Annotated in this window: 22 protein-coding genes; 12 read left to right on the top strand and 10 right to left on the bottom strand. The window is 57.4% G+C overall.

The features are described 5' to 3' along the window. Positions 1-9: 9 nt before the first annotated feature. Entirely contained in the window at positions 10-975 is a 966-nt protein-coding gene (locus tag ASB66_RS02910; RefSeq protein ID WP_060717582.1) for an aliphatic sulfonate ABC transporter substrate-binding protein, read from the bottom strand. Positions 976-1,358: 383 nt separating this feature from the next. On the opposite strand from ASB66_RS02910, the gene ASB66_RS02905 reads away from it, so the two are divergent. The 3 genes from ASB66_RS02905 to ASB66_RS02895 are packed head-to-tail and all read left to right on the top strand — an operon-like array spanning position 1,359 to position 4,043. Then, the gene (locus ASB66_RS02905; protein WP_060717333.1) at positions 1,359-2,327 is read left to right on the top strand and encodes an aliphatic sulfonate ABC transporter substrate-binding protein; all 969 of its coding nucleotides are present in this window, start codon (positions 1,359-1,361) and stop codon (positions 2,325-2,327) included. Between the two features lie 40 nt (positions 2,328-2,367). After that, positions 2,368-3,210 carry an ABC transporter permease subunit gene (locus ASB66_RS02900; protein ID WP_234612875.1) on the top strand — a complete coding sequence of 281 codons (843 nt, stop codon included), beginning with the start codon at positions 2,368-2,370 and terminating at the stop codon, positions 3,208-3,210. A 5-nt stretch (positions 3,211-3,215) separates the two neighbouring features. Next, the gene (locus ASB66_RS02895; protein ID WP_060717332.1) at positions 3,216-4,043 is read left to right on the top strand and encodes an ATP-binding cassette domain-containing protein; all 828 of its coding nucleotides are present in this window, start codon (positions 3,216-3,218) and stop codon (positions 4,041-4,043) included. A 125-nt stretch (positions 4,044-4,168) separates the two neighbouring features. Here the strand turns inward: ASB66_RS02895 and ASB66_RS02890 are convergent, their stop codons facing one another. The 4 genes from ASB66_RS02890 to treY all read right to left on the bottom strand — a co-directional run bounded on the left by ASB66_RS02890 (position 4,169) and on the right by treY (position 10,148). Beyond that, the gene (locus ASB66_RS02890) at positions 4,169-5,650 is read right to left on the bottom strand and encodes an FAD/NAD(P)-binding protein (protein ID WP_158544199.1); all 1,482 of its coding nucleotides are present in this window, start codon (positions 5,648-5,650) and stop codon (positions 4,169-4,171) included. 319 nt (positions 5,651-5,969) lie between these two features. After that, entirely contained in the window at positions 5,970-6,893 is a 924-nt protein-coding gene (locus ASB66_RS02885; RefSeq protein ID WP_060717330.1) for an SHOCT domain-containing protein, read from the bottom strand. A 180-nt stretch (positions 6,894-7,073) separates the two neighbouring features. Then, positions 7,074-7,505, bottom strand: coding sequence for an OsmC family protein (locus ASB66_RS02880; RefSeq protein WP_060717329.1), 432 nt, complete (start codon positions 7,503-7,505; stop codon positions 7,074-7,076). Between the two features lie 117 nt (positions 7,506-7,622). Then, positions 7,623-10,148 (bottom strand): malto-oligosyltrehalose synthase, encoded by a 2,526-nt coding sequence (gene treY, locus ASB66_RS02875; protein WP_060717328.1) that lies wholly within the window; start codon positions 10,146-10,148, stop codon positions 7,623-7,625. Between the two features lie 188 nt (positions 10,149-10,336). On the opposite strand from treY, the gene treZ reads away from it, so the two are divergent. The 8 genes from treZ to aroQ all read left to right on the top strand — a co-directional run bounded on the left by treZ (position 10,337) and on the right by aroQ (position 18,687). Beyond that, the gene (gene treZ / locus ASB66_RS02870; protein ID WP_060717327.1) at positions 10,337-12,100 is read left to right on the top strand and encodes a malto-oligosyltrehalose trehalohydrolase; all 1,764 of its coding nucleotides are present in this window, start codon (positions 10,337-10,339) and stop codon (positions 12,098-12,100) included. A gap of 478 nt (positions 12,101-12,578) precedes the next feature. Next, positions 12,579-13,469: a SphA family protein gene (locus ASB66_RS02865; RefSeq protein ID WP_060717326.1), complete on the top strand. Its 891-nt coding sequence runs from the start codon at positions 12,579-12,581 to the stop codon at positions 13,467-13,469. Between the two features lie 765 nt (positions 13,470-14,234). Then, positions 14,235-14,903, top strand: a complete 669-nt coding sequence (locus ASB66_RS02860) for an amino acid ABC transporter permease (RefSeq protein ID WP_060717325.1) — start codon at positions 14,235-14,237, stop codon at positions 14,901-14,903. Positions 14,904-14,913: 10 nt separating this feature from the next. Then, on the top strand, positions 14,914-15,564 hold the full coding sequence (locus tag ASB66_RS02855) for an amino acid ABC transporter permease (RefSeq protein ID WP_060717324.1): 651 nt from the start codon (positions 14,914-14,916) through the stop codon (positions 15,562-15,564). A gap of 130 nt (positions 15,565-15,694) precedes the next feature. Beyond that, positions 15,695-16,534: a transporter substrate-binding domain-containing protein gene (locus ASB66_RS02850; RefSeq protein WP_060717580.1), complete on the top strand. Its 840-nt coding sequence runs from the start codon at positions 15,695-15,697 to the stop codon at positions 16,532-16,534. 13 nt (positions 16,535-16,547) lie between these two features. After that, the gene (locus ASB66_RS02845; RefSeq protein WP_060717323.1) at positions 16,548-17,306 is read left to right on the top strand and encodes an amino acid ABC transporter ATP-binding protein; all 759 of its coding nucleotides are present in this window, start codon (positions 16,548-16,550) and stop codon (positions 17,304-17,306) included. A gap of 71 nt (positions 17,307-17,377) precedes the next feature. Beyond that, on the top strand, positions 17,378-18,247 hold the full coding sequence (locus ASB66_RS02840; protein WP_060717322.1) for a shikimate dehydrogenase: 870 nt from the start codon (positions 17,378-17,380) through the stop codon (positions 18,245-18,247). Continuing rightward, the gene (gene aroQ / locus ASB66_RS02835; protein WP_060717321.1) at positions 18,244-18,687 is read left to right on the top strand and encodes a type II 3-dehydroquinate dehydratase; all 444 of its coding nucleotides are present in this window, start codon (positions 18,244-18,246) and stop codon (positions 18,685-18,687) included. The genes ASB66_RS02840 and aroQ overlap by 4 nt, the downstream gene beginning before the upstream one ends. Here aroQ and ASB66_RS02830 read toward each other — a convergent pair. Next, positions 18,659-19,357, bottom strand: coding sequence for a TetR/AcrR family transcriptional regulator (locus ASB66_RS02830; protein WP_411910062.1), 699 nt, complete (start codon positions 19,355-19,357; stop codon positions 18,659-18,661). The genes aroQ and ASB66_RS02830 overlap by 29 nt on opposite strands. Positions 19,358-19,503: 146 nt before the next feature. On the opposite strand from ASB66_RS02830, the gene ASB66_RS02825 reads away from it, so the two are divergent. Continuing rightward, positions 19,504-21,402 carry a bifunctional sugar phosphate isomerase/epimerase/4-hydroxyphenylpyruvate dioxygenase family protein gene (locus ASB66_RS02825; RefSeq protein ID WP_060717578.1) on the top strand — a complete coding sequence of 633 codons (1,899 nt, stop codon included), beginning with the start codon at positions 19,504-19,506 and terminating at the stop codon, positions 21,400-21,402. A 121-nt stretch (positions 21,403-21,523) separates the two neighbouring features. Here the strand turns inward: ASB66_RS02825 and ASB66_RS02820 are convergent, their stop codons facing one another. From ASB66_RS02820 to ASB66_RS02805, 4 genes are read right to left on the bottom strand one after another with little or no spacing between them, the layout of a single operon-like run. After that, on the bottom strand, positions 21,524-22,231 hold the full coding sequence (locus ASB66_RS02820; protein ID WP_060717320.1) for an ABC transporter ATP-binding protein: 708 nt from the start codon (positions 22,229-22,231) through the stop codon (positions 21,524-21,526). Beyond that, the gene (locus tag ASB66_RS02815) at positions 22,228-22,971 is read right to left on the bottom strand and encodes an ABC transporter ATP-binding protein (RefSeq protein ID WP_060717319.1); all 744 of its coding nucleotides are present in this window, start codon (positions 22,969-22,971) and stop codon (positions 22,228-22,230) included. Before ASB66_RS02815 ends, ASB66_RS02820 begins: the two co-directional genes overlap by 4 nt. Beyond that, positions 22,968-23,966, bottom strand: a complete 999-nt coding sequence (locus tag ASB66_RS02810; RefSeq protein WP_060717318.1) for a branched-chain amino acid ABC transporter permease — start codon at positions 23,964-23,966, stop codon at positions 22,968-22,970. The genes ASB66_RS02815 and ASB66_RS02810 overlap by 4 nt, the downstream gene beginning before the upstream one ends. A 9-nt stretch (positions 23,967-23,975) precedes the next feature. Next, positions 23,976-24,833: a branched-chain amino acid ABC transporter permease gene (locus tag ASB66_RS02805; RefSeq protein ID WP_060717317.1), complete on the bottom strand. Its 858-nt coding sequence runs from the start codon at positions 24,831-24,833 to the stop codon at positions 23,976-23,978. Positions 24,834-24,850 lie beyond the last annotated feature (17 nt).

Here is a 24,850-nt window from a genome sequence, read left to right as displayed (position 1 = left end):
GGAAATGGTTCAACTGGCCTTCGGACGCCAGACGATCTCGGCGATCTTCAAAGGCTTCGGCAGAATTTGCAGGGCGTGAAACTCATCGGCCAAGGCCTGCTGATAGGCGATGGCTTCATCGTTCAGGGTAGACACGCTGCCGAGATCGGCACCGGGCCGGGTCAGCACGGTCTTTGTCGTATCGCGCGGCACGCCAGTGATTTCGGCAAGTGCGGTGATTGTCTCATCCAGATGGCTCTGGGCCCAAACACCGGTCTTGCGCAATTCATCGATAACCTCAGTGATCACCTCCGGGTTTTTACGGGTGAAATCACCATTGCCGAAATAGAAGCTCCAGCTATCGACAATACCGCTGGCGGTCGTCAGCACCCTGGCATTGGGATCGGTCTCGGCCACGGCAAAATAAGGGTCCCAGATCGCCCAGGCATCGACATTTCCAGATTTGAATGCGGCCCCCGCATCAGCAGGCGACAGATCCGCTGCCTTGACATCGGCTGGCGTCAATCCGGCCGTTTTCAGCGCCTTGACCACGAAATTGTGGGCGCTCGAACCGCGCTTGAAGGCAAGCTTCTTGCCCTTGAGATCGGCAATCGACTGGATCGGCGAATCCTTGTGCACAAGCAATGCCGTGCCGGAGGGTGCTCCCTTGTAGGTGCCGACATAAAGGAGATTGCCGCCCGCCGCCTGGGCAAACAGTGGCGGCACATCGCCTGTCGGACCGAAATCGAGCGCACCGGCGCCCAAAGCTTCCAGAAGCGGCGGGCCGGAAGTGAATTCAGCCCAGGTCACGGTAACGCCGCGTGCAGCCAAACGCTTTTCCAGCGCGCCCGTGCGCTTGGCTAGCGCCAGCACACCATTCTTCTGCCAGCCGATCCGCAGGGTCGTGGTTGCCGCCTGGGCGGTACGGATTGCCGGCAAGGCGAGGATAGTGCCGGCAGCGCCAAGCAAGCCAAGGGTCTGTCTGCGGTTGATCATCAGCAGTCTCTTTCTTCGGTCTGTCGCGTTCATCAGGCCTATATGATGATTTAGTCTATGGAATTTGTAAGCAATATTTTTCGCTTTATCGGCGATTGCGGAAATTTCCTGCCGCCATTTTACCGTCTCCAAGGGTCGGAATTTCGTCTTTCCCGAATGCCCAGATCCCGACCTGCGCGAACAGGGCCGGTTTTCACCCAGCAAAGATCCCTACCGTCCAACGACATCCTCGACGCACATCCCAACCTAAACGCCGCACTAATGGGGAAAATTGTTTCCGCATTTTGTAGAATATTGATCGATATTATCTCCATTATTTCCATAGACTATATACTTTAAACTAAGGCGCCATCGCCCGGAATTGAGTTTTCAAGAGACGCACCATGACAGAATTGACCCGCCGCCTGTTCACGACAGGTGCCCTTGGCGCCATCGCCTTCTCCCTGACGCTTGGCGCTGCCTTCCGCGCTCGAGCCGAAGGACTGGGCACCTTGAAAATCGGCTACCAGAAAACCGGCCTGCCCGTCATCGCACGCCAGCAGGGCGTCATCGAAGCCGCGCTCAAGTCGCAGGGGACCTCGGTATCCTGGGTGGAGTTCGCCGCCGGGCCGCCGCTGGTCGAGGCCTTGAATGTCGGCTCCGTCCATGTCGGTTGGACAGGAGATGCGCCGCCGATTTTCGGTCAGGCATCCGGGGCAGCCATCGTCTATGCTGCGGCGCTGCCGCCGAATGGCAAGGGCGAAGGCATCGTCGTCAAGGCCAGCTCCGGCATCAAGGATCTGGCCGATCTCAAGGGCCGCAAGATCGCCGTCGGAAAAGGCACCAGCGCCCATAACCTCGTCGTGGTTGCTCTGGAAAAGGCCGGGATAGGCTTTGACGAGATCACCCCGGTCTATCTGGGTCCTGCTGATGCGGCGGCAGCCTTTGCCAGCGACAAGGTTGACGCCTGGGCCGTCTGGGACCCGTTCCTGGCGATTGCCGAGACCCGTTACGATCTGGTGACGCTCGCCCGCTCCAGCGAAGTGCTTGACGTCAAAACCTATTTTCTCGCCAATCGCGACTTTGCAGCAAGCCATCCCGACACATTGGCAACCGTGCTGAAGGCGCTCGCCGTTGCGGCGGATTGGTCCGCCAACAATCGCGATCAATTGGCCGCCGCCCTGCATGACATTACCGGCGTGCCACTCAACGCCCAGACTTTGGCCGCCAACCGGGCCGAGTTCGGCATTTTCAAGATTACCGACGAGATCGTGGCGACCCAGCAAGAGACGGCAGACCGTTTCTTCCGGCTCGGCCTGATCCCGAAGAAAATCAACATCAAAGACGCCGTGTGGGTTGCGCCAACCAACTAAAGACCCAGGCAACTGAAGATAATGATCCGGAGTTGAAGCGATGCAGAATTCAAACATCAGACAAGATGCCGGACATGCCCCATCGCAGGAACTTGCCTGGGTGGGGGCTGGCCTGTCGCGGCTGGCTGGCAACAGCATCGGCTGGGCGCTGCCTTTGCTGATCCTGATTGCCTGGGAAGCATCGTCGCGCGCCGGATTGTTGCAGCAAAACGTGTTACCGGCACCATCTGCCGTCGCCGAAGCCTTCTGGCGGCTGACGTTATCGGGCGAGTTGCCAACCAATATTGGCGTCAGCACCGTACGGGCGCTGGCGGGCTTTGCGATTGGCGGCGGCATCGGTTTTGCACTCGGTCTGCTCAACGGCCTGTCGGCCCTGAGCCGTGGCATTACCGATACGACTTTGCAGATGGTGCGCAATATTCCCCACCTGGCACTGATACCGCTGGTTATTCTGTGGTTCGGGATTGATGAGGAAGCCAAGCTCTTTCTTGTCGCGCTTGGCGTATTTTTCCCCATCTATGTCAACACCCTGCTGGGCATCCAGAGCGTCGATCCGCAATTGGTGGAAATGGGCCGCCTTTACGGGATGAAACCCTACCGGCTGTTTCGCAAGGTGATCTTGCCGGGCGCCCTGCCCGCGATCTTTGCCGGATTGCGCTATGGTCTTGGCATCATGTGGCTGACGCTGATCGTCGCGGAAACCATCGCCGCGTCTTCAGGCCTTGGTTACATGGCCATGCAGGCCCGTGAGTTCCTGCTGATCGACGTGGTTGTTCTCTCTATTCTCATCTATGCGCTGCTCGGCAAACTGGCAGATCTGCTTGCCCGTTTTCTGGAGCGCGTGTTCCTGCAATGGCATCCGGCCTACCAGACAGCGAGGTAAGACCCATGACCGCAACAACGATGACGCGGCTTCGGCCAGTTCAGGAAGCACATCCTGCCACAAGACAGGAACAGGCATCCCAACCGGTGCTTGCCAGCGCCCGCCCGGCGTTTTCCTTCCGCAATGTCCGAAAGAGTTTCGGGACCCAGACCGTACTGGATGGCATAAACCTCGATGTCGCAGAAGGTGAGTTTCTGGCGATTATTGGCAAGAGCGGCTGCGGCAAAAGCACCCTGCTGCGGTTGCTGGCTGGGCTGGACAAGCCAAGTTCCGGCGAACTTGTCCATCATGCCGACAAGAGCGATGCTGCCCGGGTTCGAATGATGTTTCAGGAACCGCGTCTTCTTCCCTGGGCAAAGATCGACGACAATGTCGCCGTTGGACTGACCGGAATTGCCAAGGGCAAAGACGCGCTTTTGGCGGCCCGCGCTTTGCTGGAAGAGGTCGGCCTTGGCACACGGGCCAGCGAATGGCCCTCCGTTTTATCCGGCGGCCAGAAACAGCGCGTCGCACTTGCCCGCGCCTTGGCGGCGCATCCGCATATCCTGGCGCTGGATGAACCGCTGGGGGCGCTCGATGCGCTGACCCGGATCGAAATGCAGCAATTGCTGGAACGAATCTGGCAAAAACAGCGGTTCACGGCGGTGCTGGTCACCCATGACGTGTCGGAGGCCGTCGCCCTCGCCGACCGGATCGTCGTCATCGACGCCGGACGTATCGCGCTTGATCTCAAGGTTGCATTGCCACGCCCACGGCGGCACGCCACGGCGGAATGCGCGGCAATCGAAGCACAGATATTGGAGAAACTGCTGGGAGACGCAGCACCGGCATAAGGAGAATACCAGCCCGGCATCGATGCGACCGGGCTGGCAAACCAGAATATTGTCGCGCTCTACGTTATATGGAGCAAATATTCTCGGTAGCGCTTTTCTCCTCAAATCTACGCAGATTTAAGGAATTATGCATTAGCGCTGCGGCTCACTATTACGGCGTCGGCGATACGATCTGCCACCAGTTCCGCCTGGCGGGCGACTTCCGGGACGCCCATCAGCTCGCCAAACGTACCGCGAGCCAGTGGTCCAGCAATGAACAAATCCGCTTGCGGTCGCCCATCGATACCAATGGCCTGACCGGCCTCATCACAGGCGATCCCCAGTCCGTAACCATCGGCCTGGAGGTGGCCTGTGCTTTCCAGCGTCAACAACATCGACTGCGATTTTAGGACACTGGCATGATCGGGGCCTGTTGCCAGCACCACCCAGTCGAACAGTTTGCGCTCCACCAGCCCGGTGGAGGCGGCCACGAGATCGATGGCGATGGTCTCGATACCACGCTCGATCTTGATCATCCGGCCTGAGGCAAGCGTCAGACTGCCTTCAGCCAACCGCTGCTGCCAAATGGCCTGCGCCTGGGGCGGCAGCCGGTAGCGATGCACGTCCCAGAGGCGCCGTGCATGGCGCAACAGCCGTTTTCTTTCTGTCGCATTGAGCCGCGCCCAGATGGTCTGACCCTGTTTGCGCAGGGCATCGGTCACCGCATGCCAGGTCACGCCATGGGCCTGCGCATCGGCCACCGCATGCCGCACGGCTCGTAACAAAGACCGTACCGAGCGACAATCATCCTCGCTGAACGAGCAAGACCAGTCCTGGGGCAGAAGAGTATGGCCTCGCGACGACATGCCGCGCCGTGAAAAGGCGGTGATCTCGCCGCGATGGCCACGGGCACTCAAACTGGCGACAATATCCGCTGCCGTCAGACCCATGCCGACGACAAGAACCCGATCCGTCGCACGGACACCGCAAAGGCTCTGGCCCGCGACGGGATTGGTAATAAACCGTGGATGACCTTGCAGGGCCGATTGCAATGCCCGCGGTGCTTTGGGAGCCGGATGGGTGGCCGCCATGACAACGATATCTGCCTCAATCCAGGCGCCCAAATTGCCGGTCACCAACCAGCGACTCCCGATCCGGGTCACGCTTTCCACCGTCTCGCGGATGTGCTGGATACGACCCTCTTCAAGATAAGGTGCCATCCGTTCCGCCATGAAGCGACCGAAGGCTTCACGGCGGGCAAACACCTGCGTGGCATCACTGCCTGTGCATTCGACCTTCGCGTCCGGATCGTCCGCAAGCGCGCCCGATTGCCGTAACCACTCGGCAAAGGCGAGTGGCTCCCTAGCATCGGCTATCATCCGGTTTGCTTCAACATTGAGACGAAGAGCCGGATCTTCCGTATCATAGGCAAGCCCGGCGCCCAGCGTGGATCGCGGCTCAAATACCAGAATTTGCAGATCCTCGTCCTGCCGCTCCGCCAAAAACCGCGCCACTGACGCGCCGGCAAACCCTCCACCGACAATAACGACTGTCTTTCGGGCAGGCGAAATGCTGCTTTTCGCTTGGAAAGCCCCCAAGTGAGAAACCCCTGAAATAAACTGGAGCATGATGCCCTCCATCAAGCGGCCTTCAGGATAGCCATACAGGCATGCCCTGAGTGCCTGTTGAATTTGCCAGTCCTCGACTCCTGCCACTGCACATTGACTATAAAATATATAGATTTAAATTGAAAGATGTCCACTGGACCTATTTACATCCAGGGTAACACGACCTGTCCGTGTGAAGAAAAAAGTCCTAAGCACCTATTTTTGCATCGTTTTTTAATGAACCGACACGAGCATTCAGGCACAATGATGCGGCAGCCAGTTCGGCCACCCCATTATCGCAGATCCCAAATGTTACTCACCAAGCAGAATTCGTCTGCAATCAAAGCCTCGACAGAAGATCGGCCTTTTTGTCCTGATATTCCTTGTCGGTCAGGATGCCGCGGCCATGCAGGGCGGCGAGTTTCTCGATCTTGGCAAAGATCTCATCGTCACTGGCTGCCGGGGAAGCGGCTGGAGGCATGGGAGACGTCCCTGCCGAAAATGCCTGGATCTCCGGTGCCAAAGGCTCACCCACTGGTTCGGGATGGTCAAAAACAGCGGCGACGGGTGGCATGACCGGCGCGAGGGGCACAGTCGCGGCCTCGCCTATCCCATTCGTAACGGGCGCAGTCGCACCGGGAGACACGACTTCAAGTTCGGAGATCCGCACCAGGCCATATTGGGAGGTAAAGCTCAGCGTCTGGTCGCCGCCCTGTTGCTGGGAAAATCCGCCGATCTGGTGGTCTCTGGTATCATATACTGTCGTGCGCCCGCCAATATCGATCGCCAGTCTGCGGCTTGACGGAAAAAACGCATAGCGCAAATTGTTCTGAGCACCGGTCGAAGCTGGAACGCCGAGATCGGCTGGCCACCAGTTTGCGGAGGAAAGACTGCCGGGGACAAAGAGACTGACACCGCTCGAAAAGGTACCAAACCCGCCATTTCCCTGCGACTGTGATTGGGAGGATGAGGCGTAGCCGGATGCCGGGCGATGCAGATCACTGGTGTGCAGCAGCGTGGCGATATCCGAGCAAAGATTATCAACCCGAGCCTTTAGCCCGTTGTTGAACATATCGCCAACCATGGTCATGCCACCCTGCGACCACTGCCCCATTCCACCGAGATCCGGGTGGTTGAACTGGGCCTGGTAGCTGTTGCCAGCCATCAGCGCCATCAGCAAATGCTCGACCGCCCCGAAGCTCACCCCATGGCGGGTGGCAATGTCGCTCAGACGCGCTTGGCCCTCGTCACTCAGTGTCGGCATAACGGCGTCCCTCGCGGTTGGCAGCGATCCGGGATTGTCAAGCTGCTGAGTGTGCCTAGCACGTGCCAGCCGGTGATCACAGGGGCTTTGAAAGGACGGCGATATCATCTCTTGAAAAAAGCGCAAAAGCCCGGCCTGGCATTCAAGCCAGACCGGACTCAGACCACCCAGGGTAACTGGTTATCCCAAGGTAACGCTGAGGCTGATCGGCACGGCAGCCAGAGCCTTGGAAACCGGGCATCCGGCCTTGGCCTGATTGGCAATTTCCGTAAACCGGGCTTCATCGGCACCAGGCACCTTACCCTTCAGAACGAGTTCGATGGCCGTGATGGCAAAACCAGCCTCCTGCTTTTCCAGGATCACATTGGCCTTGGTTTCCAGGCTTTCAGCAGTCAATCCAGCCTCGCCCAGCATCATCGACAAAGCCATGGTAAAGCAGGCCGCGTGCGCCGCTCCGATCAACTCTTCTGGGTTGCTGCCGGTGACGCCTTCAAAGCGGGTGTTGAAGCCGTAAGGATAGGCATCCAAGGCGCCGCTCTGCGTCGAAACCTTGCCTTTTCCGTCTTTCAAACCACCTGACCACTGGGCAGAACCGTATTTTTCGATTTTCATGGCAATCTCCTTTTATGCATAGTGGCCCAAATCTGGGACCCTGCCTCTCCGTTCATAAGCGGGTCATGGGCTGGGATGTTGGGTTAACACCCCGGCGCAAGATCGGTTCCCCTATCCCTAAATGTCGAGTGCAGTGAGTGAAGGCGTCACCAGCAGGGCAATATCGTTACCTTCGAGCAAGTTCGAAACCAGCATCTGTTCACGATTGAACGACCGGCCTGACAGAATATCGTGCAACGGCCCCTGCACCATCTCAGGGCAAACAATCCTGGTATCCGCCCAGAACGCCGCGGCAACCCGTACCGTCTCAGGATCGATCCGGCCAAAAACCAATCTCGGCGCAATCGTCAACGCGATATCATTGCCCTTTACCCGAGCGAAAGCGACGACGTGATCCCGGGCATGGCCAGTGACCTCCAGCGGCACATAATCACCTTCATTGAACAGGCTGGCATGGCGGCTACGAAGGGCAAGCACCTCCCGGATCAGTCTTTGCTTGCGCTGAATGAAAGAGACCGGGCGCTCATTTGCGGGCGCAGTCGTCTCGGCTGCCAGCGCCTGATAATCGATGATGCGACGATTGTCCGGATCAACCAGGCTGTCGTCCTTGCCCTCGGTTCCCTGGTAAATATCCGGCACACCCGGCGCCGTGAGCTTTATCAGCGTCTGAGAAAGACTGTTGACCTCGCCCGCCGCCATGAAGGGCCGAAGCGTATCGCTGAAATCCGTCAGGAAGCTTTGGTTTTCCGGTGACACCAACTGCTCGGCATAGGAGCGCACCGCCTGTTCGAAGGCCTCGTTTGGCTCGGCCCAGTCCGTTCGTACCTTGGCCTCCCGAAGCGCTTTTTCAGTATAGGCCAGAAACCGATCTGCCAGCGTGGCAGGATCGGTAGCTTCGGTCGGCGCGAACCAGATCCCCGCCAAAGCCTGGTACAGCATCCACTCCACATTCGGATCGGGCGCTGGACCGTCCGTCAGAGAGGCGAGATTACCGCGATGCATCTGGCGCCAGCGGCTCACACCTTCGATCCAGACATCCGTCCCTTCCGACAAGGTGTAGAGACGGGCGCGCGCATCCTCGCCGCGCTTGGTATCATGGGTCGAGCTTGCCGTGAGACCATGCTTCTGAGTCTGTAATCGCTCAACCATTGCGGCGTGGAAGGCGCTGACACCGCCCGGCGGATGGGCTGGCTCGCCACCAACCTCGTTTGCGGCAATCAGGCGATTGTAGCGGTAGAACAGCGTATCTTCCAAGGCCTTGGCCATGACAGGACCGCTCAACTGCTGGAAGCGGATACGGAATTCATGTGCCGCCTCCGCCTCGAACCCGCCGAGCAACAGGCGCTCAACAACGCCAAGCGCTCCATTATCCACTCCCCACAACCGCGCCTGCGCAACGACCTTTTCCAGGACGATTTTGTCCTGCGCATCAAGTCCGCCATGGTAGCCATAGGTCCGGTAGACTGGAAAAGCGATCAGCAATTCCTGTATCGCCTTGCGCAACTCGTCCTCGTCGTGGCCGGTGCCAATCGATTGCGCCAGCGCCACCAGCCGGGTGACTTCGCCCTTGAAATTGCGTTGGACCATCCGGGTCTTGGCGTCCCGCAGGCCTTTGACATAATCAGCAGCGCTGGCGTCGGTATCGATATAGGCCTGCTGAAGGCGCTCCAGCCCCTCGCCATCAATGTAGAGCTGCGACAGACCGGTGATGAATTCGTAGCCCGTCGTGCCGGACACCGGCCAGCTCGGCGCAATCACCTCGCCTGCCCCCAGAATTTTCTCGACGGTGATATAGGTCTGCGGCCCCGTCACCTCGCGCAGGCGAGCGAGATAGCCCGCCGGGTCAGCCAGCCCGTCAACGTGATCGATCCGCAATCCCTGAACCTGCCCCGACCGCACCAGATCGAGGATCAGCCGGTGGCTGTCTTCAAACACCTGCGGTTTTTCCACGCAGACACCCACCAGGCCGGTGACTTCGAAGAAGCGGCGATAGCTCAGGCTTTCGGCAGCCTGTTTCCAATGTTGAAGCTGCCAATGCTGGGCATCAAGTAACGCCCTGATTTTTTCAGGCGACGTGAGCACCTCGGCCAAGGCCGCCCGGTCGGTATTTTCAGAGACAAGCGCCTGCGCGACGCTTTCATCGCTCAAGGGAATATGCGTCTCGAAATAGGCAAGGCTGAACTGGTCGGCATTGTCATCCCGTATGACAGTCAACTCACCATCGGCAAGGGCTTCCTCAAGGGTCTTGCCAAGCACCGGCAAGGTCAGCTTCCGGCTCCAGTCAATATCGAAATGCCCGGCATAGGCGCTCTGGCTGCCATTGCGCAGCACGTCGTACCACCAGGCGTTTTCGACCGAGGCCGCCATATGGTTGGGAACGATATCGAGGATCAGGCCGATATCTGCCTTCGCAAGCGCTACGCACATCCGCTCAAAACCGGCTTTTCCGCCGATGGCCGGGTCGATTTCGTTGGCATCCACCACATCATAGCCGTGGGTGGAGCCAGTGGTGGCCGTGAAGATCGGCGATGCATAGAGATGGCTGATGCTCATCGATTTCAAATGGGGAATAAGATCGATAGCATGATCGAATGTTATGCCATTTCGAAATTGCAGGCGGTAGGTCGCGGTTGGGATGGTCATGCTGCCCTCTTGGTGGTGTTTGCCAGTAACACGGCTGGCCGTCATCGGTTCCACGCGGTCCCGGCCAATAATGGCGGCGGAATGCCGATACCGGCGACATCAAATACCGGGAAGACGGAACACCGGAGCACTTTGTAAGTTAACGCCTCGGTTTGCCCGATCACGGATCGATATGCGCAGGAGACACGATGCAGGACATGACATTTGGCCCGATTCTTTCAGGCAACGGCACGATCTTCAGACTTTGGGCGCCGCTTCAAGAAAAGGTTCTGCTGAAGATCGAGGGCAAGGACGCTCGTCCCATGACAGCCGGTGAAAATGGTTGGCACAGCATCGAGGTGCCAGAGGTCGGGGTCGGATGCCGTTATAACTTCGTTCTGGAGGATGGCCTTGCTGTTCCAGATCCCGCATCACGCTTCCAGCCCGACGATGTGCATGGGCCAAGCGAGGTTATCGACCCAGCCTATGCCTGGCAGCAGACCCAATGGCAGGGACTGCCCTGGGAAGAGATCGTCATCTACGAACTGCACGTGGGAAGCTTCACGCCCGCTGGGACATTTATAGCGATGATCGAGCGGCTGGATCACCTGAAAAACCTTGGCGTAACGGCCCTGCAACTCATGCCGATCAATGACTTTCCAGGACGCTGGAACTGGGGTTATGACGGCGTATTGCCCTATGCACCCGATAGCAGCTACGGCCGTCCTGAGGATCTGAAGCGGCTCGTGGACGAAGCCCATGCACGCGGCATCTGCATCTTCCTCGATGTGGTCTATAATCACTTCGGACCGGACGGAAATTATCTTCCCGCCTATGCGCCGATCTTTACCGACAAGCACATCACGCCCTGGGGGCCGGGTGTCAATTACGATGGCGACCAGTCGGAAGCAGTGCGTGAATTCGTCGTGCGCAATGCCATGTACTGGGTGGACGAGTTTCGGGTTGACGGACTGCGCTTCGACGCGGTGCATGCCATAGAAGACGAGCGCAAGCCTCATATCCTGCATGATATCGCCAGGCGGACACGCGCTTGCGCACCCGGACGCAGCGTGCATCTGATCGTCGAGAACGAAGACAACAATGCCGACCTGCTTGAGCGCGACGGCAATGGCGCGCCCGCTCATTTTACCGCGCAGTGGAATGACGATATTCACCATGTCTTGCACATCGCTGCCACCGGTGAAGATTTTGGCTATTATCAGGATTACGCAAACGATACGTCCAAGCTCGGTCGGGCGCTGGCAGAGGGCTTTGTCTACCAAGGGGAGCACATGCCCTATAGTGGGAAGGAAAGGGGCATGCCGAGCACCCATCTGCCACCCACTGCCTTCATTTCCTTTATCCAGAACCATGACCAGATCGGCAATCGCGCCATGGGCGACAGGATGGCCGCATCGCAACCATCAGAGGCGTTGAAGGCTCTGGCGGCAGTTTATCTGCTAGCCCCGCAAATACCCATGCTGTTCATGGGAGAGGAATGGGGCGCCAAGACCCCGTTTCCGTTCTTCTGCGATTTCAACGAAGAGTTGAATGAAGCAGTAAGGCAGGGACGACGCAAGGAACTGTCGAGGCTGCCCGGCTTCGATGCCGAGGATGCATCCGACCCAACAGCACAGACAACGTTCAATAGCGCCAAACTCTCCTGGGAAGCAGATCAGCAAGACGGCGAAATTTTGCAATTTTACCGCGAACTGCTGGCGCTGCGAAAAGAGAAAATCACCCCTCTTCTCCGCGATACGCGCGGCTATGTCGCAAACCATAGCAGCCAAGGCCCAGTGACAACTGTGTGTTGGACATTCAACGAACAGTGCCTGACACTCACCGCCAATCTGTCCGCAGAGAATGTGGAAAGCCTTGTAGAAACGAGCGGCGAATGCTTCTTTACATTCGGCACCCGGCCAGACAAACGTCTCGGCCCCTGGGCCGTAGTTTGGCACATCGAGCCTCGCTGAATCAAATCACGACCATTCCGATTTTGACTACAGCGCCGGACACCAAATAGGTGCCTGACGCTGTTTCTAATCACTTCAAGCATCTAGGCAATTGAGAGAGTTAAAATCGCTTCAAGACGCAGCCGCATCAGCACTGCGGAAACAACACCATTGCGTCTCAGAATATTTATCAAATCAATACATCATATTGGCAATTGGAATTTTACATTCGTCAATCCGTTCTCTACCAAAAATGGGAGGATAATGGGGAGATTATCATTGGATGCCGATCACTCAATTTGGCGACATAGTGATTAAATAGTGCTGGAGACGTATATCCTATAAAATAGCGGAGATACTGATCACCAAGAGTGAACATTATTAAAAATACGTTTACTTTGCGCCGAACAAAATCAACCAACAATATTATAATATTATCACAACAGGTGATCGATCACCTGTGAGAAATTTTCAGTTATCGCAAGAGGAGGAGCGACAAATGAGAAGAGCAAGGACGCTGCTGGGGACAGCACTTCTACTCACCAACTGTTTTACAGTGGCGAAAGCAGCCGAAAACAGCAATACGCAATATGCACCGGGCGCGTCACAATTTTACGCGGGCGCCATTCCTCCATTTGAGGGATTTTATTTTCTTTCGCAGACAAGTTACTTTAGCGCCAACAGAGTCAATGACGGCAAAGGTCGTGAAATACCCATAGACTTCAAGGTGAAAGCCACCGTTGAAACTCTCCGCTTCATGTATGTATCAGATATCCGTATCGGCGACGCCCAACTCTGGGGACAGCTCGTCCTTCCCCTTATTCACCTCGATATTTCCAACACATTTGCAAGAGACTCTGGCTTTAACCTGGGAGACGCAACCGCAACTGTTGGGTTATCATGGCACCCAGATCACAATCAGACATTCATCACCGGGATAGACATCGGCATACCGACCGGCGCTTACGATGAGAACACCCTTGCCAATGCGGGCCTTAATCACTGGTCCGTACAGCCAACAATTGCCTATCATTATTCAGACCCACAAGGTCTTGAGTTCGCGACCGCCGCGAGGGTCATCTTCAATTCCGAAAACACAGCAACCGACTACAAAACCGGCAATGAGTTTGTCCTTGATTACGCAGTCGGCTGGAATTTCGGCAAGATAAGGGTCGGAGCAACAGGATATTACATCAAGCAGTTCACCGATGACAAAGGACCCGGCGTCGCCTCCGACGGCCATCGCGGCGAAGGTCTGGCGATTGGTCCATCATTGACCTATAACTTCAATCCGGGCCTGGGCATAAGCGCGTCATGGCAACATGACGTGGTGGCTAAAAACCGAAGCGAAGGCAACACTCTCTGGGTGAATCTCGCGACGAAATTCTAGAATTATCCGATCACAGCTCGATTTTATAGACGAACGTTCCAAGGCAGGCGATCCGTCAGATATTCAAACGCCTGCCCCGTAAATTTCTCCGTATACGAAAGCCCGAAGATGCCAACACATCTTCGGGCTTTCGTATAATATCAAGGCTCGAAAATGCTCACGCATTCTCACCTTGAAGGCGTTGCAAATATCTCAAACGCATCAGGTGCTTGAGATATTTGCAAAAGGAATACGAAAAGTCATCTTCAATGGCCCTTCGTATAGGATGAGCGTCTATATTATTTCGCGCTTCAGAGGCAGGGGGTGCGTCGCCTCTCCTCCCCTTTCCCATTCTATCTGCACTGGCAGTATCGAACTGGCAGAACCGGGTCGGCCCACGCTCAATTCAGCTTGAATGAAGTGAGGAGGCAGACATCAAATGTTGCAATCGCCTTACCTCGGCTAGAGCATCGTGCGGAAAATCGGAATCAGCGCAATGCGCTCAGTTTTTGTTTGCGCATCGGAGTTTTCCGAAAACCGGTTCTCAAATTTCGGCCCGATGCTCAAGAGTACCCGAAATTCGTCAATCCACATCAATTGATCTTTCGCAAATCATATTGCCTAATTATGAACTAACTGGTACAAACATATTAACGACGGAGGTTGGGCGCGAGGAGAGAGCGCCACGACCCGCGGACAATAAAGGGAACGTGCCAGCCTTATCGGCTTGCATGGGGAGCTTTAAAGCCTTGTCAGTCAGGGCTTAGACAATGCCTGGGAGGGAAAATGGGTTACACTCTCGACTTTTCGGTTGTGATCGAGCGTTTGCCGGAATTGATCCTGGCATGCCTGGCAACCATTGGTCTTGCCATCGCAGGCATGTCCATTGCCACCGTCATTGGCATTTTCGGGGTTGTTGCGCGCCGGTCGCCCTCCCGCATCTTGAGAAGCGCCACAATCGGCTTTGTTGAGTTGATCCGCAATACGCCCTTCCTTGTGCAGATCTTCTTCATTTTCTTCGCTCTTCCGCAAATCGGTGTTCGGCTCAACCCGACAGTAACGGCAATCGTTGCACTCGGCCTGAACGGCGGCGCCTATGCCATCGAGATCATTCGCGGTGGAGTGGATTCTATCGGCAAGGGGCAGGTGGAGGCGGGTCTTGCGCTCGGCCTGCACCGGGCACAAATCCTGCGCCACATCATTCTCAAGCCAGCTTTGCGCGCTGTCTATCCGTCGCTGACCAGCCAGTTCATCATGCTGACGCTGACGACATCGGTCTGTACGTCAATTGCGGCTTACGAATTGACGTCGGTTGCCCAGAAAATCGAAGCGGATACGTTCCGGTCCTTCGAGGTCTATTTCTCGATCACCCTGCTTTACCTGGTGATTTCCTCGCTGATGATGGGGGCTTTTGCGCTCATTTCCCGCATTTTCTTCAGTTACCCGGTAAAGTGAGGCAAAGACAATGGCTTCTATCGGACCCAATGAACTGTTCTTCCTGCTGCAAGGCTTGAAATGGACGCTGGCGTTGACCGCCATCGGCTTTGTCGGCGGCGGCTTCTTCGGTCTTTGCGTCGCTTTGGCCCGGGTGGCCGACAGTGCAACTCTGCGCAAGGCGACGGCTGGTTATATCGCCGTCTTCCAAGGCACTCCTCTGCTGATGCAACTGTTCGTCGTCTATTACGGCGTGGCCTTGCTGGGCTTGGACGTAGATGCCTGGATCGCCGTCGCAATCGCCTTTACCCTGCATGCCAGCGCCTTCCTGGGCGATATCTGGCGCGGCGGCATTCAGGCGGTTCCCAAGGGGCAAACGGAAGCCGCCAAGGCGCTCGGTCTGCATTACGGATCGATCATGAAGGACGTGGTGCTGCCGCAGGCGTTCAAAGTCTCCCTGCCCGCCACCATCGGCTTTCTGGTGCAATTGATCAAAGGCACCTCGCTCGCCGCCATTGTCGGCTTCGTGGAACTGTCACGGGCGGGGCAGATCGTCTCCAACCAGACATTCCGCCCCCTGACGGTGTTTGCCATCGTCGGCATCATCTATTTCCTGATTTGCTGGCCGCTTTCACTCTGGGGCGCCAGAAAAGAGAAACGGCTGCAAGCCGCCGCCCGGTAAAGTTTGCCAGACGACGTGTAGAACCCGGCTTTCCTAAATACAAAACGAAAACAAGGAAAGCACAACAAAAGACGACATCAGGTTTGGTGCTTAGCACCACTCTCATCAGCTTTGTAAGGAGGAGCAAATGATGAAATCCAAGACAATGACAATCAAGCGCCGCACGGCGCTCGCCCTCATCGCGGCGGCGGCGACCATGCCGCTCGTCGCCCCCGCCACAGCCTTTGCCGGTACGCTGGAACAGGCCAAGGCCAAGGGCAAGGTCGTTATCGGCATTCAGGGCGACAATTCGCCGTGGGGCTTTGTCAATTCCAGCGGCGTGCAGGACGGTCTGGATGCCGATATCGGCAAGGCCTATGCGGACTACCTCGGCGTCAAGGCCGAATTCGTACCACTGGCCGTGGCAAACCGCATTCCAGCCCTGATGACTGGCAAGGTCGACATCCTGTTTGCCACCATGGGTATGACTGCCGACCGCGCCAAGACCATCCAGTTCTCCAAGCCTTATGCCGGTAACGTGCTGTCGGTCTATGGGCCGAAAGACAAGAAGATCGGCAGCTATGACGACCTCACCGGCGTGTCCGTTGGCGTGCCGAAATCCAGCGCCATGGATACCGCCATCACCGCTGGCGCAGGCACCAAGGCCAGCATCCTGCGTTTTGATGATGACGCAGCAAACATCCAGGCTCTGATTTCAGGGCAGGTCGAGGCTGTTGGTGGCAACCAGTTCTATGGCGACCGCCTGAACGCCGCTGCAGCGGGCAAGTATGAAACGAAATTCGACCTTGTCACGCTCTATAACGGCGCCGGGATGCGTCCGGGCGAGAAGGACTGGAACGAGAGCATCAACAGCTTCATCGACAAGATCAAGGCCGATGGCCAACTGGCAAAGATCTACGCCAAGTGGATGAAGCGCGAGGTTCCGGCATTCCCGGATTCGCTTCCGGACATCCCGTTCACCGCGAAGTAATGGAGAGGCTTCCATGCAACAATCCACCGCACAGGTTCCACTAATCGCACTTGAAGGCGTTGGAAAGTGGTATGGAGCCTACCACGCGCTGAAAGACATCAACCTGACAGTCCGCAAAGGCGAAAAAATCGTCCTTTGCGGGCCGTCCGGCTCCGGAAAATCGACATTGATCCGCTGCATAAATCATCTGGAGGACATCCAGGAGGGCAAGATCACCGTCGAAGGCACGACGCTCACCAGCGCGAGCCGCACCATCGACGCGGTGCGCCGCGAGGTCGGCATGGTGTTCCAGAGCTTCAACCTATTTCCGCACATGACGATCCTGGAAAACTGCACGCTTGCCCCAATGCGGGTGAAGGGGCTTCCGAAGCCACAGGCCGAAGAGGTCGCCCGCAAATATCTGGATCGTGTTCACATTCTGGACCAGGCGGACAAATATCCCGCCCAGCTTTCAGGTGGTCAGCAGCAACGCGTCGCTATTGCGCGCGCGCTTTGTATGGAGCCGAAGGCGATGTTGTTTGACGAGCCAACCTCGGCTCTTGACCCTGAAATGGTCAAGGAAGTGCTGGATACGATGATCGGTCTTGCCCGCGACGGCATGACGATGATCTGCGTCACCCATGAAATGGGCTTTGCCCGTCAGGTTGCAGATCGTGTCGTGTTTATGGCCTCCGCGCAAATCATCGAGGAAGGGCCACCGGAGGAATTCTTCCGCAATCCTCAGCATCAGCGCACCCGCGCCTTCCTGGGCGAAATTCTCGCCCATCACTGAGCGGCATTGCCGCAGCGACAACGTAACAGGCAGGTAAGAGCTTTCACCACGCCGACCAAGTGGACGCAATCATGACAGAAAAACCCATTCTTCACGTCGGCCTGATCGGTACCGATATCCAGCTCTCCAAATCCCCCGCCATGCATATGCGCGAAGGGGCGGCGCACGGGCTGGATTATCGTTACGAATTGATCGACATTCATGTACGCAACCTGCCGGAAAGCGCGCTCCCCGATCTGCTGGACGAATGCCAGGCACGCGGGTTTGCCGGCACCAATATCACCCATCCCTTCAAGCAGGCGGTCATTCCATATCTCGATGATCTATCCGAAGATGCCCGTATGCTGGGTGCCGTGAATACCGTCGTCTTCAAAGATGGCAAGCGGATCGGCCATAATACTGACTGGTCAGGCTTCTACGAAAGCTTCCGGCGCGGCCTGCCGGATGCAGGACTGAAGCGCGCCTTGCTGATCGGCGCGGGCGGTGCGGGAGTGGCCGTTGCCCACGCTGCGCTGAAATTAGGGATCGAACATCTGGACATTTTCGACCAAGACCTCACAAGAGCCGAAGGACTGGCAGCGGCACTCAATGCGCGCTTCAGTGAAGGACGCGCCTATGCTGTCACCGCTCCCAGTCAGTCCTTAGCCGAGGCCGATGGGCTTATTCACGCCACCCCGGTCGGGATGCCCGCCCATCCGGGATTGCCGGTCGCCGCTGACCTGATCGAGCCGCGCCATTGGGTTGCCGACATCGTCTATATGCCCCTCATCACCGAACTCATCGCAACAGCGCGTGACAAGGGCTGCCAAACACTGCCCGGCGGCGGGATGGCCGTGTTTCAGGCAGTCGGCGCCTTCCGTCTGTTCTGCGGCTACGAGCCGGATGCCGAGCGCATGAGCGCCCACTTCACTGAACTTTGTCTTTCGGAGGCAGCCGCATGAGCCTGTTTTTCATCCTGAATGGTCCAAATCTCAATCTTCTCGGCCAACGTCAGCCTGAGATTTACGGTCACGAAACCCTTGTCGATGTCGAGGCCAATTGCCGCGCGATTGCCGAGGCCGCAGGACATTCGATCTTTTTCGCGCAAAGCAACCGGGAATACGAGATCATCGACTGGGTCCATGAGGCGCGCGGCAAGGCGGCTGGAATCGTCATCAATCCCGGTGCCTTCACCCATACGTCGGTGGCGATCCTCGATGCCCTCAACACCTTTGAGGCACCGGTCATCGAAGTGCATATTTCCAACATTCACAAACGGGAGGTGTTCCGGCATCACTCCTACGTTTCAACACGGGCGGAGGGCGTCATCGCAGGTCTGGGCATCGAGGGCTATGAAATGGCATTGCGCCATCTTATCGGCCGCGTTGCTCGATCGGGCTGATATGCTCGGCACGCAGCACATAGCGCAGGACCATGTCGGCCACGTGACACGACAGGGTCTCCTGGCCGTCTGCCGTAAACAACGCATTGCCGAAAATCACGGAAAAACTGGCCGCGTTCGACACATTGAAAAACGACAGCGCGCTGATCTGCCAGTGCAATTCAAGCGGGTCGATGCCCTGCCGGAACAGTCCCTGCTCCTGCCCGCGCCGCAAAACGCCGTGCAGGGCCTCGATTGCCGGTTGGTTGAGACCCCTGATCGTCTCGGACAATTGCATATGGCGACCGTGATGAATATTCTCGATGATCACCATGCGGATGAAGGCAGGGTTGCGGCGGTGATGGTCGAAGGTAAACCGACAGAGCTTATCGAGGGCAGCAATAGGATCAAGCCCTTCCAGCTCCAGGTCCATTTCTCCGCCGCGCACCTTGCCATAGGCTTCCTCCAGCACGCGCTGGTAAAGCCCTTCCTTGTCTCCGAAATAATAATAGATCATCCGCTTGGACGTGCGAGTTCGTGCGGCAATCTCATCGATCCGCGCGCCAGACAGGCCGTTTTGCGAAAATTCTTCCATCGCCACCGAAAGAATATCACGGCGAACGCCTTCGGGATCCCGTTTGGCCGGGCGAGCCTCTTTACCGTCTCGCGTGGTTGCGTCCCGTTTCATCATCCATCCGCCGCCAGGCCGCAACGCCAGGCTCTACTTCTTAACCAAGCAGTACATAAAGCCGGAAAGGAAGCAATATGGCAAGCCCAGACAAAAGCGACCGGACGAGCACCCATGCCAGCACCCATTCAAGCCCCGGGACAGTAACCATGCGGACATCGATTGCAACCGTATCGATCAGTGGGGAATTTCCGGAAAAGCTGGCAGCCATTGCCAAGGCTGGCTTCAGCGGCGTCGAGATTTTCGAAAACGATTTCCTGACCTATGACGCCTCCCCCCGGGATGTGGCGAAAATGGTCGCCGACCACGGTCTCGACATTACCCTGTTCCAGCCCTTCCGCGATTTCGAAGGCATGCCGGAACTGCACCGCGCCCGCGCTTTTGAGCGGGCCGAGCGCAAATTCGAGATCATGGACGAGCTTGGCACCGACCTGATGCTGATCTGCTCGAACGTCTCTCCGATTTCGCTGGGCGGCATCGACCGGGCCGCCGCTGACTTCCAGGAACTGGGCGAACGCGCGGCAAAGCACGGCGTCCGCGTCGGCTACGAGGCGCTCGCCTGGGGTCGTCACGTCAACGACCACAGGGATGCCTGGGAAGTGGTGCGCCGGGCAAACCATGCCAATGTCGGCCTGATTCTTGATAGTTTTCACACCCTGTCGCGCAAGATCGATCCGAACTCGATCCGCTCTATTCCCGGCGACAAGATCTTCATCGTCCAACTCGCCGATGCGCCGCTGTTTGACATGGATCTGCTCTACTGGAGCCGCCATTTCCGCAACATGCCCTGCGAAGGCGACCTTCCGGTGGTCGATTTCATGCGCGCTGTGGCAGCCACAGGCTATACCGGGCCGCTATCCCTGGAGATTTTCAACGACCAGTTCCGGGGAGGCTCACCGCGAGCCATTGCCGAGGACGGACACCGCTCGCTGGTCTACCTCATGGACCAAGTCCAACGCCTCGAACCCGATATCCGGCTCAGCGCCCCGGCCATGCCAGCCCCTGTCGAAACCCAGGGCGTCGAATTCGTGGAATTTGCGACATCGGTCGAGGAAAAGCATGATCTGGCGGCATTTTTAGCGACGCTTGGCTTTTCGAAAACCGCGACCCATCGCAACAGGGATCTTGACCTTTACACTCTGGGCGACATCCGCATCCTCATCAATACCGATACGACAAACAACAGTTTTGCCGGCGCATCCTACGCAATCCATGGAACCAGTGCCTACGCCTTCGGCATGAAGGTGGAGCACGCCGAGGACGCCTTGAAGCGCGCCACGGCGCTGGGGGCAACGAGCTTCTCCGAACCGCGCAAACCGGGCGAAGTGCCCGTGCCCGCCATTCAAGGCGTGAGCAATGGCGTCATTTATTTCCTTGATGACACGCCTGCCCTATCCGGCATCTGGAAACAGGAATTCAAAGACCTGGACGCCGATCCGGCTCCGGCCAACACCCGCCTGACCCGTATCGACCATCTTGCCCAGACAACCCGCTATGACGAGATGTTGACATGCCTGCTGTTCTACGGCTCGATTTTCGCCACACGGCGCACGCCCATGGTCGATGTGGTCGATCCAGGCGGTCTGGTGCGCAGCCAAGCGATCGAAAGCAAACCAGATCCTCGTTTCAGGGTGACGCTGAACGGCGCCGATAACCGGAAAACCGTCGCCGGAAAATTTCTCGAAGAAGGCTTCGGCACCAGCATCCAGCATATCGCCCTCGCAACCGAAGATATCTTCGCCACCGCGCAGGCGCTTTCAGCCTGCGGTTTCCAGGCGCTGACCATCTCGCGCAATTATTACGACGATCTGGAAGCCCGCTTCGGTCTGGAACCGGACTTTGCCGATGCGCTGCGTTCGGCCAGCATCCTTTACGACCGCGACGACAATGGCGAGTATTTCCAGATCTACAGCCGCACCTTCGGTGAGGGCTTTTTCTTCGAAATCGTCGAAAGGCGCGGCGCCTATGGTGGTTATGGTGCGATGAACGCCCCGTTCCGTATAGCAGCACAAAGACGGCAACTGCGCCCGGATGGCGTTCCGAGGTAAAAATGACTGCCGTCCTCACAGATGATCTGTCCGGCTCAATCCGAATCGGGCAGATCGTCTTTACTATTGTTTTTATTTATCTTTTTGGAAAAATCAGTTTCGATTTTTCCTTACGCAAACTTTAATGCGTCACGGCCAGCATATCCTCAATCTCGGTCCAATCCTGGAGCAAGCTTTCACGCGAACCGCTGACGCGGACCTGGCCGCGTTCGATAACCATGCCCTGTTCGGCGATTTCAAGCGCCAGTTTCGCATGTTGCTCAACGATGATCATCGACATTTCGCTTTCTTTGCGAAGCTTGATCAGCGCTTCAAGCAGCATATCGACGATAACAGGTGCCAGGCCCTCGAAGGGCTCATCAAGCAGGAGGCACGTCGGCTGGCTCATCAGCGCACGGCTTATTGCCAGCATCTGCTGCTCTCCACCGGAAAGCTGGTTGCCACCGTTTTTCCGGCGCTCTGCAAGACGGGGAAAGAGCTCGTAGACCCGCTCTATCGTCCATCCCCGGCGAAGATCGGCAATGCGCAGGTTTTCCTCGACGCTCAAGGTGGCAAAGATCTGCCGCTCCTGCGGCACGAAGCCTATGCCAAGCCGGCAGCGTTGGCTGGGAGAAAGCCCGCCGATTTCCGCAGAGTTAAAGCGAATGCTGCCTTCCTTGAGCGCCAAGCGTCCGGCAATGGTGCAGAGCAGTGTGGTTTTACCCGCGCCATTGCGCCCAAGCAGCGCCAGCCCGCCTCCCATGGGGAGGGTCAGGTCAATGCCATTGATGATACGGGTCGGGCCGTAACCGCTGACGACATTTCTGATTTCGAGCAGGTCTGCGGTCATGAACGGTTCCCCAGATAAGCAGCACGGACATTGGCGTCATGGCGAATTTCCTCTGGCGTGCCACGCGCGATGATCGTTCCCTCGGCCAAAACCGTGATGTCCCGGGCGAAGCGGAAAACCAGCGGCATATCGTGCTCGATCAGCAAGACGGCAACATCGGCTGGCAATTCATCGAGAATAGTGAGGATCACCTCATGATCCGCCGCAGGCAGTCCAGCGGCGGGCTCATCCAGCAACAGCACTTTCGGGCGCAGGGCCATGGCGACAGCCAGTTCCACGAGGCGTTGCTGGCCATAGGCCAGATCGCGCACTGGAACATGCGGGACATTGGCAAGGCGCATACGGCTGGCGATCTCTTCTGCTTCCGCGACCACTTTTGCCGGGAAGCCATGATGCCCTGCCATCGAAAACCCAAAGCCTTCACGTTCGCCAATTGCAAGCGCGATATTTTCGAGGGCTGTGAAGGAGGTAAAGAGATTGGTGACCTGGAAGTTGCGAACCAGCCCTAGCTCGACACGCTTGTGCTGCGCCATGCCCGTAAGGTCGATACCGTCGAGAAATATCCTTCCCTTTCGTGGGCTCAGCCTGCCAGTAATGAGATTAATCAGCGTCGTCTTGCCAGCACCGTTTGGCCCGATCAATGCGTGGCGTGCGCCCTTCTCAAGCACGAGCGACACATTGTTGGTGACCACCAGTCCACCGAATTGCAAGGTAAGGTTTTCAAGCTGCAAAGCGCTCATCGACCGATCCTTCCGCGCAGTTGAGCCAAAATCCGCGTAATGCCCCCTGGTGCGAAAAGAACGAGCACCACGAGGATGATCCCCAGCCAGAGCTGCCACATTACAGGATTGTCTTTCGACAAGATGTCCTGGGCGATGAGATAGACAGCAGGTCCAATAATCGCGCCGTAAAGCCGCCCTGAGCCACCAAGCGCCAACATCACAAGGATAGTTGCCGAAAGCTCGAAACTCATATCCTTCAGGCCAACGAATTGATTGACCTCGGCTTGCAGGGCACCAGCGAGCCCGGCCAGCCAGCAGGAAATGACGAAAATCAGCAATGTGCGTGGCCGGACCGCGATGCCGATGGCAGCGGCACGACCGGGATTGTCGCGGATCGCCATGATCGATTGTCCAAAAGGCGAATGCACCAATCGGCGCACCCCAAGCCAGACAAGCAGAAAGACCAGGGCCGAGAACCAATAACCGACCTGACCGAGTAGATCGAATTCATAAAGGCCCAAAACCGGCCAGGTCTCCATGCCCACCAAGCCATCGACGCCTCCGGTCAGCCAGGTCGCCTTGTTGGCGATCTCGCCAAACAGAAACACCGTACAAAGCGTCAGCATCAGCAAGGTGAAGCGTGCCGTGCGTAAAACAATGGCTCCAACCACCGCGCCCACCAGCCCGGCTGCCATGGCACCGATCAACAGGCCGCTCAATGGCTCGCCCCAGCCGTATTTTGAGGCAATGCCGGTTGCATAGGCGCCAACCCCGAAAAAGGCGGCGTGGCCCAGCGTGACGATCCCGGCGTAGCCGACTAGAAGATCGAGGGACAAGGCGAAGATAACCGTCACGAGGACTTGGGCGCCGAGCGCGTAATAATCATCGCCGAGCAGTGGCACCAGCGCCAATGCAAGGACGATCAGGCCATCAGCCGGGTTAAATCCATGCTTGCGGCGCAAGAAGCCGGTAAACGTGGACGGTGGAGAGACAAGAGTGGAGCGATCTGACATTTTCAATCTTCATACCCTTCCAAACAGCCCGCGCGGCCTGACCAGCAGCAGGATGAAGACGAGGAGAAACAGCATGACGGTGCCAAAAGCCGGCACATAATAGGCCGAAACGGTTTGGACCGTGCCGACCAGAAGTGCTGCGACGAAAGAACCTCGCAACGTGCCAAGCCCCGCCACAGCGACGACGATCTGAACATAGACGAGAATATCGAAGGCATAGGACGGATTGAGCCCGAAGACATCAGCCCCCAGCATGCCGCCCAGGGCCGCGAGTGCCCCCCCAAAGGCGAAGGTCGCCATGAACACATGTTTCGTGCGAATGCCGATCGATTCCGCCATGCCCCGGTTTTCGACGGAGGCCCTGATGATGGCGCCGATCCGGCTGCGCTCAAGCACAAACAGGATGAAAGCAACAGTCAGGATACCGATACCGATCACGACCAGCTTGTAGAGATAGAATGAGAAAGGCCCCACCGTCAGATTTTGGGCCAGAAACGCGGGAATGACGACCGGGCGCATGAGCGGCCCGAAAAACAACCGCGCCAGCGCACCGACGATGAAGATCAATCCGATGCAGAAGAGAACCTGATCAAGCTCAGACCGACCATAAAGCCGGGCATAGAGCAGCTTTTCCGCGACCGCCGCCAGGAGTGCGACGGCAAGGGGAGCACAGAGCAACACGAGCGGCCAGGGCAGGCCCCAGACGCTGATCGCGGTAGCCGCTATATAGCCACCGGCCATGGCGAAAACGCCGTGCGCCAGATTGACGAAACCCATCAGTCCGAGGGTCACCGACAGGCCGACGGATATGAGGTAAAGCACGCTTGCATAGGCAAGCGACTGGAACGCAACTTCCACCAGTGTCATGACAAGCCTCCTCCCTG

It is taken from the genome of Gillisella vitis, from assembly GCF_001541345.2.
Classification (GTDB): Bacteria; Pseudomonadota; Alphaproteobacteria; order Rhizobiales; family Rhizobiaceae; genus Allorhizobium; species Allorhizobium vitis.
The sequence above is the reverse complement of the archived record's forward strand: the minus strand, read 5'-3'. Positions and strand labels throughout refer to the sequence as shown.